Annotated in this window: 14 protein-coding genes; 6 read left to right on the top strand and 8 right to left on the bottom strand. The window is 69.8% G+C overall.

Annotation, left to right across the window (positions count from 1 at the left end):
- Positions 1-6 precede the first annotated feature (6 nt).
- Genes ACNI3K_RS07690 through ACNI3K_RS07700 form a run of 3 tightly spaced genes read right to left on the bottom strand, consistent with a single transcriptional unit; the run spans position 7 to position 2,428 of the window.
- Positions 7-507: a hypothetical protein gene (locus ACNI3K_RS07690; RefSeq protein ID WP_419391295.1), complete on the bottom strand. Its 501-nt coding sequence runs from the start codon at positions 505-507 to the stop codon at positions 7-9.
- Positions 504-1,025, bottom strand: coding sequence for a DUF4233 domain-containing protein (locus ACNI3K_RS07695; protein WP_419391296.1), 522 nt, complete (start codon positions 1,023-1,025; stop codon positions 504-506). The genes ACNI3K_RS07690 and ACNI3K_RS07695 overlap by 4 nt, the downstream gene beginning before the upstream one ends.
- Positions 1,022-2,428, bottom strand: a complete 1,407-nt coding sequence (locus ACNI3K_RS07700) for a bifunctional folylpolyglutamate synthase/dihydrofolate synthase (protein ID WP_419391297.1) — start codon at positions 2,426-2,428, stop codon at positions 1,022-1,024. The genes ACNI3K_RS07695 and ACNI3K_RS07700 overlap by 4 nt, the downstream gene beginning before the upstream one ends.
- A gap of 197 nt (positions 2,429-2,625) precedes the next feature.
- Here ACNI3K_RS07700 and ACNI3K_RS07705 point away from each other — a divergent pair, with 197 nt between their 5' ends.
- Both ACNI3K_RS07705 and ACNI3K_RS07710 read left to right on the top strand, forming a co-directional pair.
- Complete coding sequence (locus ACNI3K_RS07705; protein WP_419391298.1) at positions 2,626-3,606, top strand: SDR family NAD(P)-dependent oxidoreductase; 981 nt, start codon at positions 2,626-2,628, stop codon at positions 3,604-3,606.
- On the top strand, positions 3,603-4,991 hold the full coding sequence (locus tag ACNI3K_RS07710) for a hypothetical protein (RefSeq protein WP_419391299.1): 1,389 nt from the start codon (positions 3,603-3,605) through the stop codon (positions 4,989-4,991). Before ACNI3K_RS07705 ends, ACNI3K_RS07710 begins: the two co-directional genes overlap by 4 nt.
- A 49-nt stretch (positions 4,992-5,040) precedes the next feature.
- Here ACNI3K_RS07710 and ileS read toward each other — a convergent pair whose 3' ends face one another.
- Together ileS and ACNI3K_RS07720 are read right to left on the bottom strand one after the other, a co-directional pair.
- Positions 5,041-8,268 (bottom strand): isoleucine--tRNA ligase, encoded by a 3,228-nt coding sequence (ileS, locus tag ACNI3K_RS07715; protein WP_419391300.1) that lies wholly within the window; start codon positions 8,266-8,268, stop codon positions 5,041-5,043.
- A gap of 548 nt (positions 8,269-8,816) precedes the next feature.
- A complete protein-coding gene (locus ACNI3K_RS07720; RefSeq protein WP_419391301.1) occupies positions 8,817-10,397 on the bottom strand; it encodes an FAD-dependent oxidoreductase in 1,581 nt (526 codons plus the stop codon).
- An 82-nt stretch (positions 10,398-10,479) separates the two neighbouring features.
- Between ACNI3K_RS07720 and ACNI3K_RS07725 the strand changes: the two genes are divergently transcribed.
- The 4 genes from ACNI3K_RS07725 to ACNI3K_RS07740 all read left to right on the top strand — a co-directional run bounded on the left by ACNI3K_RS07725 (position 10,480) and on the right by ACNI3K_RS07740 (position 15,164).
- A complete protein-coding gene (locus ACNI3K_RS07725; protein WP_419391302.1) occupies positions 10,480-11,361 on the top strand; it encodes a class I SAM-dependent methyltransferase in 882 nt (293 codons plus the stop codon).
- On the top strand, positions 11,358-11,975 hold the full coding sequence (locus ACNI3K_RS07730; protein WP_419391303.1) for a hypothetical protein: 618 nt from the start codon (positions 11,358-11,360) through the stop codon (positions 11,973-11,975). Before ACNI3K_RS07725 ends, ACNI3K_RS07730 begins: the two co-directional genes overlap by 4 nt.
- A 183-nt stretch (positions 11,976-12,158) precedes the next feature.
- Positions 12,159-13,868, top strand: a complete 1,710-nt coding sequence (locus ACNI3K_RS07735; RefSeq protein ID WP_419391304.1) for an MFS transporter — start codon at positions 12,159-12,161, stop codon at positions 13,866-13,868.
- A gap of 54 nt (positions 13,869-13,922) precedes the next feature.
- Entirely contained in the window at positions 13,923-15,164 is a 1,242-nt protein-coding gene (locus ACNI3K_RS07740) for a PQQ-dependent sugar dehydrogenase (RefSeq protein WP_419391305.1), read from the top strand.
- A 16-nt stretch (positions 15,165-15,180) separates the two neighbouring features.
- On the opposite strand, the gene ACNI3K_RS07745 is transcribed toward ACNI3K_RS07740, so the two are convergent.
- From ACNI3K_RS07745 to ACNI3K_RS07755, 3 genes are all read right to left on the bottom strand, one after another.
- A complete protein-coding gene (locus ACNI3K_RS07745) occupies positions 15,181-15,756 on the bottom strand; it encodes a helix-turn-helix domain-containing protein (protein WP_419391306.1) in 576 nt (191 codons plus the stop codon).
- Between the two features lie 46 nt (positions 15,757-15,802).
- Positions 15,803-16,552: an SDR family oxidoreductase gene (locus tag ACNI3K_RS07750; RefSeq protein ID WP_419391307.1), complete on the bottom strand. Its 750-nt coding sequence runs from the start codon at positions 16,550-16,552 to the stop codon at positions 15,803-15,805.
- Positions 16,553-16,823: 271 nt separating this feature from the next.
- A complete protein-coding gene (locus ACNI3K_RS07755) occupies positions 16,824-17,312 on the bottom strand; it encodes a methyltransferase family protein (RefSeq protein WP_419391308.1) in 489 nt (162 codons plus the stop codon).
- Positions 17,313-17,340 lie beyond the last annotated feature (28 nt).

The following is a 17,340-nucleotide window of genomic DNA, read 5'->3' on the forward strand; positions in this document are numbered from 1 at the left end:
CTGGGACTACTGGTCTGGCTGGGGCTGTGTTTCGCGAGGCGCCTTGTACCCCGGCGCCCAGCGCGCGCCCAGCAGCACGAGCGCGATGATCACAAGCGCCGCCATCATGACCTGGAAGGCGACGAATCCCATGTTGGGGTCGACGGGCACGGCATCGAGGCTGCGAATGTACCCCGCGTGCGTCGCGACCGAGGTGATGAGCGCGGCGCCCGGCAGGACGACCAGCACCAGCAGGAACCACACCGGCAGCTGCGGAGCATCCGGGTGCGCGCGCAAGTACGCTGACCACTGGCTGACCGCCCAGAAAGTGCAGAGGTTGACGACAGCCAGGCCGATGAACATCGTGACGTAGACCCTGATGGGGGTCTCCGCCTCCGCGCCGTCGTGCATGGCCGCGAAGTTGACCAGCGACGTGCGCTCCAGGGCCCACACCAGCATGGTGAGGCCCACGATTCCCAGCACCAGCGCCGCCATCACGCGGCGCACGAGGGACGATGCGGACCTCACTCGGACATCCTGCCGTCCACCTGCGTGTCCTCGTTGCTTCGCGCGGCCGCCGCCTCGTCTCGCTCCTTGCGCTCGCGGTCGATGCGGGAGCCGAGGCGCAGCGCCATGATCCAGATCATCAGAAACACCACCCCGAGGGCCGCGATCGCCGGGACCAGCAGTCCCGCCACCAACATCGGCACCTGGAGCACCCACGCGAGCGCGCGACCCCAGCGCTTCTTCTGCTTTCCGGCGGCATAGAACAGCATCACCATGAGCGCGGCGCCGCCTCCGGCGACCCATCCCGCGGGCGCCTCGACCAGGCCATTGCGTGCGAAGCTCCACGCGACCAGCGTGGCGAACAGCGCGACGAACGCCTGCAGGGCGAGCACCGACTGCGTGAAGACCAGGGTCGCGGGCCGCTGGGGACGGCGCTGGGTGGCCGCCGACTGCTCGGGGGACGGCTCGGGCGCCGCGTCGCTGGCACCCTGCTGCACGCTGTCGCGGGCCGCCCCGGGCCGCGTCTCCTCGGCGCTCATCGGGCCTGGCCCGCGCCCTTGTGACGGTCGGCGCCCATGAGGATGCGTGCCTCGGAGACCACAGTGACGGAGCCCGTCACGAGCACTCCTGCACCCATGTCGTGCACCCGCTCAGCCGTCTGGACTGCGCGATCGATCGCATCGGGAAGATCCCGGGCGACCTGCACGCGGTCGTCGCCGAAGATGCCCCTGGCGACCTCGGCGAGTTCGTCCGCCGGTATCGCGCGAGGCGAGCTCGACGCGGTGATGACGACGTGGTCCAGCAGCTGCTCAAGGCCGCCGAGGATGCCCTCCGCGTCCTTGTCATCCAGGACGCCGACCACGCCGACGATGGACTCGAAGGCGAACGACTCCTCGACAGCGCTCACCAGCGCATCGATGCCGGCCGGATTGTGGGCCACGTCGACCAGGACCATGGGCGACGTGCGCACGGCCTCGAGCCGTCCGGGCGAAACGACGGCGCCGAACCCCGCCTCGACGGTTTCGCCATTCAGCGCTTCGAGGTCGCCGCCGTCGGCCAGCAGCGCCTCCGTGGCCGCGAGCGCGAGCAGCGCGTTGTGCGCCTGGTGCTCGCCGTACAGCGGCACGAACAGGTCCGCGTAGGTGGCGGCGGGGGTGCGCAGCGTCACCAGCTGGCCGCCCACGCCGGGCTGGCGCTCGACGACCTCGATGGCGTCGCCCTCCCACAGTCCGGTCGCTCCGCGCGCCGCGATGGCCTGAAGGAGGACCGGGGTGACCGAATCGGTCTGCTCGGCGATGACCGCGGTGGCGCCGTCCTTGATGATGCCGGCCTTCTCGCCCGCGATGGCGGTCAGATCCTCACCGAGCCACTGGGCGTGGTCCATGCTCACGGGCGCCACCACAGCCACCTGCCCGTCGGCGACATTCGTGGCGTCCCACACGCCGCCCATGCCTACCTCGACCACGGCGACGTCGATGGGCGTATCCGCGAACGCGGCGTACGCGAGCACGACGAGCACCTCGAAGAAGCTCATGCGCGGGCCGCCGCCCTCGATCGAGCGAGCGTCCACCATGTGAATGATGGGCGCGACGTCCTGCCATAGGCGGATGAACTCGTCCTGGGTGATGGGCTCGCCATCGACCTGGATGCGCTCGCGCACGGTGCTGAGATGCGGCGACGTGAACAGCCCGGTGCGCAGTCCGTGCTCGCGCACGAGCGACTCCACCATGCGCGCGGTGCTGGTCTTGCCGTTCGTGCCGGTGATGTGCACCACTTTGAAGGCGGACTGCGGGCTGCCGAGCAGGTCGCACGCCTCCCGCACGCGGTCGAGCGTCGGCTCGAAGTCGTGTTCGGGGTTGCGAGTGAGAATATGGCCGTAGATCTCGCGTTCCGCCTCGTCGGTGGTGAGGCCGCCGAGCGTGAAGTCACTGGGGTCAGACATGCGGCCAGTGTCCCATGTCGGCCGCTTGCTGTCCGTCCGTCACGCGGACCGTAAGGATCAGGGATGCCCCTAGCATCGCACTGCACCCGAGCGGTTCCCCAGTTGTTCCGCAGTTGTTCCGCAGTTGTTCCGCTCGCGCGCGCGCCTGAGGCTGCCTACCGTGTGTGAGAGAGACGACTATCCGAGGAGCGACTCCGATGCGCAAGCTCAAGAGGTCGACCGTGGTGATCACCGGCGCCACGAGCGGCGTGGGGCGGGCCTGCGCCCTGCAGTTTGCCGACAAGGGCGCGGCGCTCATGCTCGCGGCGCGCAGGGCCGATGCGCTCGACGAGATCGTGCGCGAATGCCGCGATCGTGGCGCGCAGGCCCATGGCGTCGCGCTCGACGTGAGGGACGAGTCCGCGATGCTGGAGCTCGCGCGGGAGACGGTGAGCCGTCATGGGCGCATCGACGTCTGGGTCAACGCCGCGTCGGCGAACGCATACGGACGCATCGAGGAGCTGCCGAGCGAGTGGTGGCGGGCCGTGATCGACACCAACCTCACCGGGTACTTCTTGGGGCTGCAAGCAGCCATCCCCTGGATGCGCGACCAGGGCCGCGGCACCATCATCAACATCGGCTCGATCCTCGACACCACGGTGGTGCCCTACCAGGCCGCCTACATCGCATCCAAGCACGGCGTGCGGGCGCTGACCGACTCGGCTCGGCAGGAGACCAGCGACGTCAAGGGCATTCGCCTGTGCCTGATCAGCCCAGGTGCCATCGACACCCCGTTCATCGCCAACGCCGCGAACGTCACGGGCAGGCGCATCGAGCCGCCGGTGCGCGTCCTTGACGCTCGCGCGGTGGCGGCCAAGGTGGTCTCATGCACGCGCAGGCCCCGCGACGACATCTTCGTCGGTCCGGACAACGTGTCGGTGATGCTGTCCGAACGCGTGGCACCCGGCCTGACCCGACGCCTCATGACCGTGCTGGGCAACCACGACCAGTTCGGGGATGAGCCACAGGCCCGCACCTCGGGATCGCTGCTGGAGCCCCAACCGGATGTGCCCGCGCGCATCGACGGCGGCTGGCGCGGCCACGGGACCAAGAACCACCGTCGCAAGCGTGGCGCGCTGCTGGGCCTCGGAGCCCTGGCCGCAGGGGGGTTCTGGCTGGCGCGGGCGCCGCGCGCGTGAGCACGCCGCCGTTCCTCGCCGCTTTCGATTCCGCCTCGACCATGGTGATGGCGACCGCGAGCGCGCTGCACGAGCTGCCCTTCACCGCCGCAGGCAACTCGCGCCTGGCCATACCGATCATGCGCGCCGCGAACGCGCTGCCTCGAGGGCTGCGCGGCAGGGCGTTCGCCCAGTCAGGCGCCTCCGAGGCCGTGAAGCCCGAACGGCTCGCGGGAGCAGATCTCGAAGAAGCCTCGCGGTGGGTCACCGACCAGTACCCGCGGCGGCGCTATCGACAAGTGGCCGTGGGCTCATCGAACGGCGCGCTCGTGTACCTGAACGCCGCGCTCGGGATGCCATGGCTGCCGCAGACGCTGCTGATCCCCTTGGCACACGAGGTGGACCCGGACGATCCGGCGACGGGCCTCGCGCAGGCCCGCGAGCACGGCATCCGGCTGGTTGACGACAATCCGGACATTCAGCTCCACCACATGCACGATGGGGCACAGGACCGGCGCATGGTGCGCAAGCTCACGTACTTCCGCTACAAGCGCCGCATGCTCGGTCCTGGCTTCGAGGCGTTCCTGCGGGAGCGCATGGAGCCCGGGGGGACGCTGCTGCTCACCGAGTGCACCGCCACTTGGCGCACCACGCGGGTGCACGAGCGCTACGTGTTCCAGCACGGCGGCCTCGGCGGCGTCACGGAGCGCGAGTACCACGCGGGAGGCGATCGCGTGGAGCGCTTTCTCGCGGAGCAAGGGTCCGACGTGCGCGCCTGGCCTCAGCCCGCCCCCGACACGGACAGCCCTGAAGCGGAATGGGGCTTCGCCCCCGAGCTGCGGGAGGACGTGCTCCGCCTGGCAGGTGAGCACGGATGGCGCGTGCGTCGCCTGATCGTCGACCACCCCGAGGACCTCAGCCCCCTGGTGGCGGACCTCTACACCTGGTGGAACGCGCGCCGCGGCATTCCGGTCCGGCGACTGTACGTGGGGTCGTTCGCGATGAGCTCGCCGTACTGGGCGCTGCGCACCGGATCGGTGCCGTACTGGATGTACTTCAACGACGAGACGTCGCTGCGCCGCTTGCATGCGTTCCTCGACGGCCGCGAGCCGTTCGCGGACATCGTGCTGTCGCTGTTCCAGAACGGGATCGAGACCATTGGCACCCCGGATACCGAGCAATGGCAGGGGGTACTCGACCGTGCGCAGCGCCGCGGGCACTATGCCGGATCGGACCTGTCCCGCTACCCCTACGACTTCGCCGCCTTCGTCGACTACGAGAAGGCGCTGAGGAGTATCCCCGCGCGCTACCCGGTCCCGGCACCGCTGACCATGACCGAACTCGACGAGTTCCTGGAGCAGGCCGGTGACTACCCGGGCGTGCGGTGGGAGGACGCGGACTTATAGGTGGCCGCTGCGCCCGGCTCCTGACCAAAGAGGTTCGGGACCGCCCGGGCTAGAGACGCTCCACCGCCACATCCAGCTCCGTGCCAGCGATGACCTCGATCCGGTCCGCACCTGTCGCCGGGTCCTGAGCCAGGGTCTCGCGAGCGATCAGCGTGCTCCACGCGTCGACGGAGGCCAGCCGGTCCATCGGCACGCGCAGAGTGAGCCTAATGCGGTCAGAGACGTTCAGCCCCTCGGCCTTGCGCTTGTCCTGGACGGCACGGACGACGTCACGCGCGTATCCCTCGGCCTCGAGCTCCGGGGTCAGCGCCGTCTCCAGCAGCACGAAGCCGCCGCCAGGCAGCACCGCGGCCGCCTCGTCCGAGTCAGCGCCAGGGTCACCGCCACCGATCACCGTCGCGAGCTCGTACTCGCCCTCAACGAGCGGCACGCCTCCGGAGACGACCTCGCCGGTGGCGGATAGTGACCACTCGCCCGTCTTCGAGCCGCGGATCGCCGCCTGCACCTCCTTGCCGATGCGCGGGCCGGCCGCGCGGGCGTTCACTGTCAGCGTCTGCTCGACCGGGTGCGCGGCGGTGAAGTCCTCAACGCTCAGCACCTGCACCGACTTCACGTTGAGCTCGGCGGCGACCAGTCCGGCATAGGGCTCGAATGCCGCGACATCGGCCACCGCGACGTGCAGCGCCGCCAGGGGCTGGCGAACGCGGATCTGCTCCTTCTTGCGCAGCGCGTGCGCGGTGGAGACCACCTCGCGCACCTGGTCCATGACGTCCCCGAGCGACGTGTCGCGCCATGCGTCGGGTGCCGTGGGGTAGTCGGCGAGGTGGACGGAGCGCCCGCCGGTCAGCCCGCGCCAGATCTCCTCCGTGAGCAGCGGCAGCAGGGGCGCCGCCGCCTCCGTGATGGTCACCAGCACGGTGTAGAGGGTGTCGAAGGCCTGGACATCCTCGTCCCAGAATCGGTCTCGCTGGGTACGCACATACCAGTTGGTGAGCAGGTCCATCGAGGCGGTGAGAGACGCCGATGCGCCCGGCACGTCGTATGCATCCAGCTGCGCCGTCATGGCGTCGACGAGCTCGGCGGTCTTGGCGAGCACGTAGCGGTCCATCACGGGCAGCGAGGCCACGTCCGCGTCGGCCACCAGCGCGGCCCGGTGCCCCGCTCCCCCGTTCGCGGCCCCCGCGTACAGCGTGAAGAAGTAGTACGAGCTCCACAGCGGCAGCATCACCTCGCGCACGCCCTCGCGGATGCCCTCCTCGGTCACCACCAGGTTGCCGCCACGCAGGATCGGCGAGGCCATGAGGAACCAGCGCATCGCATCGGAGCCGTCGCGGTCGAACACCTCGTTCACGTCCGGATAGTTGCGCAGGCTCTTGCTCATCTTGCGCCCGTCGGAGCCGAGCACGATGCCGTGCGAGATGCACGTGGTGAAGGCGGGACGGTCGAACAGCGCGGTCGCGAGCACGTGCATGACGTAGAACCAGCCGCGCGTCTGGCCGATGTACTCGACGATGAAGTCAGCGGGGTGGTGGCCGTCGAACCACTCGCGGTTGTCGAACGGGTAGTGCACCTGCGCGAAGGGCATGGAGCCGGAGTCGAACCACACGTCGAAAACGTCGGGGATGCGGCGCATCGTGGACCTACCGGAGGGATCGTCCGGGTTGGGACGCGCGAGGTCGTCGATGAACGGCCGGTGGAGGTCCACCTCGCCGTCCTCGTTCAGCGGCAGGCGTCCGAAGTCGCGCTCGATGTCCTCGAGAGAGCCGTACACGTCCGTGCGCGGGTACTCGGGGTTGTCGCTCACCCACACCGGGATTGGCGTGCCGAAGTACCGGTTGCGGGAGATCGACCAGTCGCGCGCGCCCTCGAGCCACTTGCCGAACTGGCCCTCCTTGATGTGGTCGGGCACCCACCGGATGTCCTCGTTCAGCTCGACCATGCGGTCGCGGAACTCGCTCACCCGCACGAACCACGAGGAGATCGCGCGGTAGATCAGAGGGTTGCGGCAGCGCCAGCAGTGCGGGTACGAGTGGTCGTAGGTCTCGTGACGCAGCACGATCCCGGCGTCCTTGAGGTCGCGGATGATCGGCGCGTTCGCCTCGAAGACCTGCTGACCCGCGTAGTCAGGCACCTCACTGGTGAAGCGCCCCTTGGAGTCGACCGGGATGACGGTGTCGATGCCGGCCTCGCCGCACACCGCCGCATCGTCCTCGCCGAAGGCCGGCGCGAGGTGCACCAGCCCGGTGCCGTCCTCGACGGTCACGAAGTCCGCGACCAGGATCTGGTGCGCGTTGTCACGCGCCGCGAAGTAACTGAACGGCGGCTGGTACGTCAGGCCGGCGAGCTCGGCGCCGGTGACAGTGGCGACCACCGTCGCACCCTCGCCCAGCTCGCGCGTGTACGCGCCCAGGCGGGCGGAGGCGAGCAGCAGCTTCCGCCCCACGAAGTCACCCTCGACCGGAGACACCACCGAGTACTCGACCTCTGGTCCCACCGCGACCGCAAGGTTGGATGGCAGCGTCCAGGGGGTGGTGGTCCAGATCACGGCCGATGCGCCGGTCAGGGCCGCCTGGATGTCGTCACCGAGGCCGGAGGCAGAGATAGCAGGGGCGTCGAGCGGCAGCAGCACCGTCAGCGCAGGGTCCTGGCGCATCTGATAGACGTCGTCGTCCATGCGCAGCTCGTGGTTGCTGAGCGGTGTCTCGTCACGCCAGCAGTACGGCAGCACGCGGTAGCCCTCGTACGCGAGGCCCTTGTCGTGAAGCGACTTGAACGCCCACAGCACGGACTCCATGTAGGTGGCGTCGAGCGTCTTGTAGTCGTTGTCGAAGTCCACCCAACGCGCCTGGCGGGTGACGTACTCCTGCCACTCGTCGGTGTATTTCAGCACCGACTCGCGGCACACCTTGTTGAACGCGGCGATGCCCATCTCATCGATCTGGGCCTTGTCGGTGATCCCGAGCACCCGCTCGGCCTCGAGCTCGGCAGGCAGGCCGTGGGTGTCCCAGCCGAACCGGCGCTCGACCTTCTTGCCGCGCATAGTCTCGAAGCGCGGCACGACGTCCTTGGCGTAGCCGGTCAGCAGGTGTCCGTAGTGCGGCAGCCCGTTCGCGAAGGGCGGGCCGTCGTAGAAGACGAACTCCTCCGCGGTAGCACGGTTGTCGATCGACGCCTGGAACGTGCCGTCGGTCTTCCAGTGCGCGAGCACTTCCCTCTCGATGGAGGGGAAGCTCGGCGAGGCGGGCACTTCGGAGTCGGGGCGGTGCTGCGGGTACATGCGATTCCTTCGGTGGTCCTGGGCGTCTCAGTGCCACGAGGACGCTCCCGGGTCCGCGGGCCTGACGGCCGCAGTCCCGCTCGCGCGGTACCACCTCGCTTGCAAAGCGAGCCCCTAACCTTCTGATCCGTAGTCACCTACGCATCCAGGGCCCTACTTCACCACTCATGTCCCCGGGGGGACTCGCTGTGACGGGCTGCCCGTGCGGTTCTACTGAGGCTTGTGGGCCCGTTCTTCCGCAAGCTCACCGGTGATGGCCGGGTCGTCGCTGGTGCGACCAGTATAGGCGGGCACGCTGGACCACGCGCCCGCATTGCCGCCGAGGTGTTTGCCGAGTTGCGCTCCTTGCGCCCCGCCAGGTGCGCGGTGCCCTGGAGGGACATCAGTGCAGGATTCGACGGCAATCCTGCACTCATGTCCCGCCAGGGCGCTTAGCCTGGGCGCGGGCCGGCTGGCGAGCGGCCGATGCGCGGGCCGGCTTGCGCTGATCGGCCGGCTTCAGCGGGCCAGCAGTGCGTGACGGCCCGAGTCAGCCGCCTCGTGAGCACTCATGCACTGCTAGGGAGCGCCGTCGAGGTTGCGGTTCCCGCTCCCACGGTGCTCGCGAGGACCTCGGCAAGGCGCTCCGACGAAGGCCGGTGCAGCGCCGCGGCCACATAGCGGTCCGGCCGCAGGACGACCACGTGACCGGTGCGCAGCCGGGAACCGCGTGGCGCGGCCTCGAGCCGCACCACGGCGACCCCCGCGGGCACAGCGGGTGGGTCGCAGCCGATGGCCACGACCGCAGCGCGACCCTGCGTGTGCGACACCATCCGGGTGCCGTCGGGCAGCACCACGTTCGCCATCCGCCGTCCCACCGGCCCCACGCCAAGGCGGCTCGAGCCGAGCAGGCGCTCCGAGTGATGCGGTCGGTACCTCAGGTCCCTCATCGACAGCCGTCGCGTGAGCAGGCGGGTGAACCACGGCAGCCGTGTCGCGATCCGCAGAGCGAGGAAACCGAGCGGCCGCACCCACGGCGGCGTCGCGAACTCGAGCAACGAGTTGAGCTGGGCACGCCACGCCACGACGTCGGCCGCGTGCTCGCGCTCCCCCGCATAGCCGTCGAGCATCGCGTGCACGACGCGCTCGTCGTCGGCACGCAAAGCGACGGCGAGCGACCACGCGAGGTTCTCGGCGTCCTGGATCCCCTGGTTCATGCCCTGTCCGCCGGCGGGCGACACGAGGTGCGCACTGTCACCGGCGAGCAGGATGCGCCGGCCCAGGCGGAAGTCCGGCACGCGCTGCTGATAGAGCGTGGTCTGGCTCTGCCAGAGCACCTCGAGGCCCCGGTCGCCGAAGAGCTGGCGCGCGAAGCCCTCCAGACGCTCGACGGGCTGGTCGGGCTTGCGCGGAGGGGGCCCATCGGTCGCGGAGGCCGTGGGGTTGGTCAGTGCCTCGAGCGAGGCCAGCACGCGCCACCGTCCGGGGCTGAATCGCAGACCTGCGAGCAGTCCCGGTTGGCGCGCCACGAGCCGGACCGGACTCAGGTCCTCGTCGTCCTCGAGCGCGATGTCGAACACCAGCAGGTCGTGATCGATGATGCGTCCCTCGTGGCGCACGCCCTGGGACTCGCGGACGGCGGACCGGGAGCCGTCAGCACCCACGACGTAGGCCGCGCGCAGCGTCCGCGTCTCGCCCCCCGCCAGTGCGATGTCCACGTGGACGAACAGCTCGTCTTGGCGCGCGTCCGTGACGTCACCCTGGACGAGCTCCACGCCGGGCGCGTCCTCGATAGCCGCCCGCAGCAGTCTCTCGGTCGCGGACTGAGGAATGAGCAGCAGGCCCGGCATCGCGCTCTCGGCAGCGAGCACCGTGAAATCCACGGTGAAGGCCGGGCGCCCCGACTCGACGGTCACCGGTGACACCGCGTCGCGTGCGTCTCCGGACGAGAGGAAGGAGGAACTGAGACCCCACGCGTCGAGGATCTCGAGCGTGCGACCCCACACCCCGAAGGCCTTGGAGCCCACCGTCGGCTCGTCCCTGCGCTCGATGAGAGTGCACGGAATGCCGTGATGCGCGAGACCGAGGGCCGTCGCCATCCCCACAGGGCCAGCGCCGACGACGATCACGTCGCCATGAATGCTCGTCACTTGGGGCGACACCTCCTCGTGGGCATGAACGCCCACGTCCGCGCGTTTATTCAGCCACAGTGGCCGACGGGAGGAAGCACAGATGACGGTACAGGCCGAGCCGCTCGAAGTTCTCGATGTCCTCTGGGACCTCGAGATGCCCTCCGGCGAGCGGCTCCCTGTGAACAAGGCCGATGCGCGGGCTGAGCTCGCGGACCGCGGCCAGCACCGCGCGGCGCAGATGATCGACCCTTTCCCCGCGCGCCGCGACGGCACCCTCGAGGAGGGGCCCGTCGACCAAGTGTTCCTTGCGGTGCACCTCGAGCTCGCGCGCCTGTCCGAGTTCGTGCACGTCCCGCAGCGCATGGCCTCGTCGTTGGCGCCAATCGTGGCCCGACTGCGCGAGGAGGCGGGTGGGACGATCAGGGTCGTGGACGTGGGCTGCGGGATCGGCTTCGACACTCGGGTGCTCGCGGCGACGCGGGCCCTCGGGCCGGACGTGGAGTTCGTCGGACTCGACTTCAACTCGCTGCTCGTCGACGCAGCCGCGCGACTCGCGCGGGCCGAGGACATCCCGGTGAGGTTCATGCACGGAGACGCGCTGGACCCGAGCCTCGCGATCGACGATCCGGCTCGTACCCTGATGATCTCCTCGGGCGTCCTGCACCACATCGGCCGCGAGTCGCTCGATGACTTCTTCGCCCGCCACGGCGAGCTGGGGGTCGCCGGCTTCGCCCACTTCGACCCCTCGCCCGGCTTCTGGACGCATGCGGGCGCATGGATGCTGCACCGTACCCGCATGCGGGAGCCCATCTCGCGTCACGACGGGTCGATGTCCATGCGGCGGGCCCTCGACGCCCGAGAACTGATCGAGAGCGCGAGAGCGCGCATCGGCGATGACTACGAGCTGGAGTGCGAGGACGTGTCCCCGTACATCCCGCAACCGGAGAAGATCGTGCGACCCATCGTGGGGAGGCGCCGATGAGCTCCATCATCGACGCCGTGGCCGCGTGGCCCATCTGGGACCTCAGCGTGGCCGAGTGGGCCGTGTTCGGTGCCCTGCTGCTCGTCGTGCTGCAGCACGGCGGCACGGCAGGCATCCATGCCGCCATGGGTCGCGACGGCATGATCGACCACCGGCGCGCCGAGATGAGGGGCGCGTGGCGCGGCACGATCGCATTGGTGGTGCTGATGACTCCCGTGCTGGTGGTCTGGGCGTTCGATGCGCTCTCCGGCCCCGAGCGCATGGAGATGTACGTGCGCGCCAACTGGGCGATCCTGGCCGTGTACGCCCCGATCACCCTGATCGCGCTGGTGAGCTTCGTTCTTGCGCGCACCACGCCGTGGCAAGTGCGCTCCAACATGAACTCCGTCGTGATCGGCACCTTGGAGTTCCTGCGCACGCCCATGGCCGCCCTGGGCATGCTCGCGGGCGTGCTCGTGACCCAGGACCTGCGCGTCGCGGTGATCGGCTCCCTCGCCGTGATCGCCGGCGTCTTCGTCGCTCCCCTCACCCGCCGGTGGTGGTATTCGAGACCCGTCGAGCTTGACGATCTCGGGGAGCCGGCAGCCGCTGAGGACCCCTCCAGCCGCGCCTGAATCTGCGGCGCGATTCGATGCCTCCGGGCACGATGAGCCGCGGACTCGTGGGAACATGGAAGGGGCGGCGCCCGTTGCCCCAACGAGGGGTCATCGGCTCGCGAGATCTCTTGCTGGTCATCTCGCACACCAAGCCTTGTACCAGCCGCTTCACGCCCATTCGACCCCAGAAAGCCGCGCACGTTGTCCGACCCCACCGCCACGCTCGAGCTCTACCCGAGCGACGACGACTCCTCCGAGCCACTTGCCGACACCCAGGAGCTACCTGTCGGCTCGCTGCCGGGCTTCGATCCCGCGGACTACGAGTACGAGCCGGCCACCCTGTCCATCCCGATCGCCGGTGGCACGACTGCCTCGATGGTGCTCGATGAGCCCGATCCGGGCTACCGCTCTGACGAGGCCCTCGCCCTCTCTCCGCGCCGCGCGCGGCTGGGCCTGATCACTCTCGCGACCGGCGCGTTCGCGGTGGGGGCCAACGAGGCCTCGGTGGTGGCTATGAGCACTACGATCGCCGCCGGCCTTGACGTGCCCGTCTCCTCGATCGGCCTGCTCGCCACCGCCTTCGCCCTCACCGTGGTGGTCGCGACGCTGCCGCTCACGATCCTCACCCGGCGCGTGAGCCGCAGGCTCGCCCTCAGCGCCACCTTCGGAGTCTGGACGGCGGGCGTGCTCGTGGTCGCGAATTCGGACGGCCTGGGGATGTTCGCGACGGGCCGGGTGATGTCCGCGACGGCTCACGCACTGTTTTGGGCAGTGGTGGCCCCAGCGGCGGCGAGCCTGTTCGCCCCGCACATGCGGGCCCGGACGGTGACCACGGTCATGCTCGGCTCGGCCGCTGCGGGAGTGCTCGGCACCCCGCTGGTCACGGCCTTCGGCAACGGCGTGTCGTGGCAATCGCCCTATTGGGGCCTCGCCGTCCTGGGAGTTGTGCTGGCCGTCGCGCTCGCCCTCGTTCTGCCCTCGTCCCGGTCGGCCTCCGGGCCTCACCACACCGTCGGTGACCTCCCGTCACGACCGGCGTTCGCGCGTGTCCTAGTCGTGACACTGATGGCCGCGACCGGCATGTCGCTCACCTGGACCTACGTGGTGCCGCTGCTCACCCAGGTGGGGAACATGCCGGTCTCCTCGCTGCCGCTGCTGTTCGCACTCGGTGGCGCGGTCGCAGTGGCCGCCACGCTCGGGATCTCGGGACACTTGTCCCGCAGACCGGTGCACACGGTCGCCCTAGGAATCGCGGGTCTCCTGCTCGCGTTCGGGCTGCTCGCGATCGGCCAGACATGGTCGGCCGTGGCCTTCCAAGTGGTCCAGGCCGCGTCTTGGGCCATCGTCGTCACGGCGCTGCTCAACTGGGCCATGCGTCACACCCCGTGGCGCACGGAGATGGGTGCCGGGGCGTACACGGTGATGTTCAACGTCGGGGCCGCGCTCGGCCCGGTGCTGGGCGGGCTCGTCGTCGCGCGCTGGGGTGCGCAGTGGCTGCCGTTCGTGTCGCTGGGGTTGACCCTCGCGGCCGCCGCCGTGGTCGCGACAGTCGACCGCCGCAGCCTTCAGCGCCTGAGCGTCCCCCGCCAGGTGCGCGCGGCGCTCGCCGCCCAGGCCGCCCTGAACGAGCGCCGGCGAGAGTGGTGGTGGAGGACCCAGCTCAACAACCAGAAGCCTCGCGCTTACGCCGATCTGGCTGCTCGCAGGCCCCGCAAGTCCCGCGCCCGGCCCGCCCCCAAAACCACCAAGGGCGGCAAGTCCCGCAAGGACGATGGCGCCCGTAAGAACCCCGCAGCGAAGAGCGGCGAGGCGGTCAAGAAGGTCATCAAGGGGGCTGCGGCCAAGAGCGCCGCTGCGCTCCCTCCCGTGGCACGTCCGGGGCCCCGCCACGAGCGCACGCCCGATACCTAACACCGCCCCTTAAGCGGCCCTGCAAGCGCCGATGCGCGCGCATAGGGTGGCCATATGCCTTTCGCTTCCGCTCCGCTCGCCCTGGGCATCCGTGCGAGCGCGCTCGCTACCGCTACCGCGCTGTCACTCGCGGCGTGCTCTGCCGAGGCCGACCCCTCTCCCACCTCAGGCACGCCGGACGAGGTCCCTGGCGTGACCGCAGGCAGTGCCTCTCCCGCACCGTCGGTGAAGCCCCCCAGCGTCGACGCGGAAATCGCCCAGATGGTTGAGGTGGGACGCGAGGATGTCGCGACCGGCCTGTCCGCGCCGTGGGCGATCGCCTTCGAGCCCGCCGGCTCCATGCTCGTCACCGAACGGGATGCCGGCCGTATCCTCCGAGTCGAGGACGGGGGCGCCACGGTGCCGCTCACCGGTCCCGGCGCGCAGGCGCTCGCCCAGACGGACTCCACGGGCGAGGCCGGGCTGCTGGGGATCGAGTTGCTGCCGAGCGACCCCAGCGTGCTGTACGCGTACCTCACTCGCACCGACGGCAACGCGGTGGTGCGCATGGACCTCGACGGCGACACCCTGAGTGCGCCGGTCGACGTCGTGTCCGGGATCCCGAAGGCCGCCAACCACGATGGCGGCCGCATCGCCTTCGGTCCCGACGGCCACCTCTATGTCGCGACCGGCGACGCCGCCCAGCCGGAGCTCGCCCAGGACCCAGGCACGCTGCACGGCACGATCCTGCGCGTCGTCGCAGACGGCCCCGACGGCGAGGAGGACGGTGCCCCGCCGCCTGGTAACCCCTTCGGCGACCTGGTATGGAGCTACGGGCACCGCAACGTGCAGGGCATCGGCTGGGCTCCCGATGGGACCATGCTGGCCGCGGAGTTCGGTCAGGCGGACGCGGACGAGCTCAACGTCATCGAACCGGGTGCCAACTACGGGTGGCCGCTGGTCGAGGGCCTCATCGGCGCTCCGGAGGGGACGGAGCTCGGCGACACGGTGGACGGTCTCACGTATCCGGTCGCCGAGTGGCGGCCCACGGCAGCGGCGTCCCCGAGCGGAATCGACGTCACCGACGAGGGCGCCTACGTCGCGGCGTTGCGCGGCGAAGCCGTGTTCCGCGTGCCATTCACGGCAGACGGGATCGGCGAGCCACAGGTGCTGGTCGACGACCTAGGGCGGGTGCGCACGGTCGCGGTCGGCCCCGACGGTGCGCTCTACGTCCTGACCAACAACACGGATGGCCGGGGCGAGCCGCGCGAAGGCGACGACCGCATCGTCCGTAGCGAGCTCGAGCCCGCCGAGTGAAGAGCCCGGCCCGTCGCTACTCCTGGTCGCTGGCGCCCGGCCCCGGGCACACGTCGGGAGGACCCACCTCGGGCACGGCCGCCACCTGCAATGCGTGCAGGCGGGACTCCGGGCCGCGCGACTTCGACTGGTACGAGGCGAACAGCTGCAGGATGTCGTCCGTCAGCTGGGCGCGCTCGTCGTCAGTCAGCCACAGCGGCGCGTGCCGGACGGTGAGGCATGCTTGCGACCAGTCGTCGCCCGCCTCGGAGAGGTAGCGGCTTGTAGAGGTGACCATCATGTCGGCCAGGGCCTGCACGACGCCGAGCGCCTCCTCGGCGCCCGAAGAGTCCAGATCCTCCGAGGTCAGCTGGGCGTCGTTCTCGGCTGCCATGCGATAGGTGCGCTCCATCGCGCCGCCCCTGCGCTCCTGGCTGACCACCTCGATGATCCCTGCCGCCGCGAGCTGCGAGATCGCGCGGTAGAGAGACGCCTGCGGCACGTCCGGCATCAGCTGCTGCATGTGCCGGGTGGTCAGTTGCTGGGCTGACAGCGCGATGACGATTCGCATCCTGACCGGATGCAGGAGCAGCCTCGCCCTCTCAGTTGCCATGAGGGCCATTGTAGGCAGGAGCAGCGGTGTCAGTGTGGGAGCGCACTCAACGCTCCGCGTGGCGCACGGTCTTGGAGGCGCCGGCTTGCTCGCGCGGCCGAATCACGAGCTGATCGATGTTGACGTGGTGCGGGCGGGTGAGCGTCCACGCGATTGCGTCCGCGATGTCGTGAGCGGTCAGCGGCTCGATGCCCGCATAGACCGCGTCCGCCGAGTCCGTGTCGCCGGCGAACCTGTTCAGCGAGAACTCCTCGGTGTGGACCATGCCGGGTGCGATCTCGATGACGCGCACGCCGGTGCCAGCGAGCTCGAGCCGCAGCGTTCGAGTCATCGCGGCTTCCGCGTGCTTGCTCGCCACGTACCCGGCGCCGTTCTCGTACGGTTCGTGACCCGCGGTTGAGGTCACCACCACCACGTCTCCGCGGCCCGTCTCCGTGAGCGCGGGAAGCAACGCCTGGGTGACGCGGACGGTGCCGACGACGTTCAGCTCATATTGCTGGCTCCACGCGTCGAGACTCGATTCGGCGATGGTGTCCCAGCCGATCGCGCCGCCCGCATTGTTGACGAGCATGTGCACGGGACCGCGCACCTCACGCGCGAGGCGGTCCACGTCCTCTTGAGAGGTGACGTCCGCCTGCACGACGTCGCAACCGGTGAGCTCCGCGAGCTCGTCCAGGCGGTCGCGCCTGCGGGCGACGGCCGTGACCCTCATGCCGTGGTCTCGGGCGAGGACGCGGACGGTCTCATATCCGATCCCGGAGGATGCGCCGGTGATCACTGCGTGGGGCTGGTCCATGGGGTCGAGGCTAGGGCATCGACCGGCGCAGGTGCCGGGGCGGACCTCCGCTTGTCGAAGATCCACCCCGGCCCTGACGACGTCCAGGCGCCATCAACCCGGCACAGCGAACCCGCACCTTCGCGCCGCCTCTCCCCCCAGGACTTGGGCGCGCAAGAGGCGAATTCGCAGGCACATCCGCAAAGATGCACTTGTCACACAGGTTAGCGCCGTCGTGTCCAGACGTACAGGGGGAGGCCGTACCGCGCGGCGGCTGTTGCCCGGCCGCGGGTCACTGCCCGACTGCGCGCCGGCCCATCCCAGGGACGAACTTGCCCGTCCGCGAGGCGTACTCGCCGTAACCCGCGTAAGCGTCGATCAGGTATCGCTCCTCCACACGGGTCTTGTACTCGAAGAACACCGCGAGCAGGAGCACGGACACGTAGGTCAGCGCCGCGCCGGACCCGACCGCGACCCCCAAGCAGATCACCACGAGGGCGGTATACATCGGGTGGCGCGCGTAATGGTAGGGACCGCGGGCGACGAGTCCCGCGCGGTTGGGCACGGGCGACGGGGTGAGGGAGGTGCCGAGGTCCTTCGCGGACCAGATCACGCCGATGGAGCCCAGCACCACCAGCGCGAGGCCCGTCCACAGCGACTGCCACAGCACGGGGCTCAACGAAGGAGCGGCGGCCGGCATCAGCGCGGTCACCGCGACTGCCGCGAACAGCAGCCCCTGCGCGGCGACCATGCCCCACCGTCCGTCCTTGAGTGCACTCATGCGGACCACGCTACGTCACACCCGGAGC

Source organism: Demequina ureilytica, from assembly GCF_048553575.1.
GTDB lineage: Bacteria > Actinomycetota > Actinomycetes > Actinomycetales > Demequinaceae > Demequina.